At 62.5% G+C, this 603-nt stretch carries 1 protein-coding gene and 1 pseudogene; both read left to right on the top strand.

Features of this window, described 5'->3' with window-relative positions; genetic code table 11:
- Positions 1–285, top strand: a pseudogene (locus tag ACSEXW_RS28275) (hypothetical protein); the annotation flags it as partial.
- The coding region (locus tag ACSEXW_RS28270) for a phage terminase large subunit family protein (protein WP_438449515.1) at positions 272–603 on the top strand (332 nt) is incomplete at its 3' end. The pseudogene ACSEXW_RS28275 and the gene ACSEXW_RS28270, both read left to right, overlap by 14 nt.

The raw sequence follows: 603 nt of genomic DNA, 5'->3' as shown, positions 1-603 counted from the left end.
GAGAAGGCGGAGTTGCAGGTGGCCGTTATGCGTGGAGAGCTCCACCGGGCAGAGGACGTAAAGGATGTCATGACAGACATGCTGGCCGCGATCCGGGCGAAGCTGCTCTCCCTACCGGCGAAGATCGCACCGAGGTTGCTTGGCAAGAACGACCTGGCTTCCGCCCAGGATACGATCTCCTCGGAGGTCTACGAGACATTACGTGAGCTGGCGGACTACGATCCCGGGGCGTTCAATCGCCGGAATGAGGACTATGTGGGAGGAGATCCGGATGACGACGACTAAGACCCGGACCTTGTTCCGGATGATCGCGAAGGTCCTGGCGCCTCCCCCGAAGCTCACGGTGTCCACGTGGGCCGACCTGTACCGGAAACTGTCCCCGGAGGCGTCCGCAGAACCTGGCCAGTGGCGGACCGACCGGGCGCCTTACCAACGAGAGATCATGGACGCGATCAACGACCCTACCGTGCCGGAGGTCGTGGTCATGAGCTCCGCGCAGGTGGGGAAGACAGAGCTGCTGCTGAACGGCATCGGCTTCCATATCGACTATGATCCGGCCCCGATCATGCTCCTCCAACCGACGGAAGGGATGGCGGAGGCCTT

It is taken from the genome of Oryzibacillus soli (assembly GCF_051594765.1).
Lineage (GTDB): Bacteria > Bacillota > Bacilli > Paenibacillales > NBRC-103111 > Paenibacillus_AR.
Note: the sequence above shows the minus strand (reverse complement) of the source record. Positions and strands in the feature narration are given on the sequence as shown.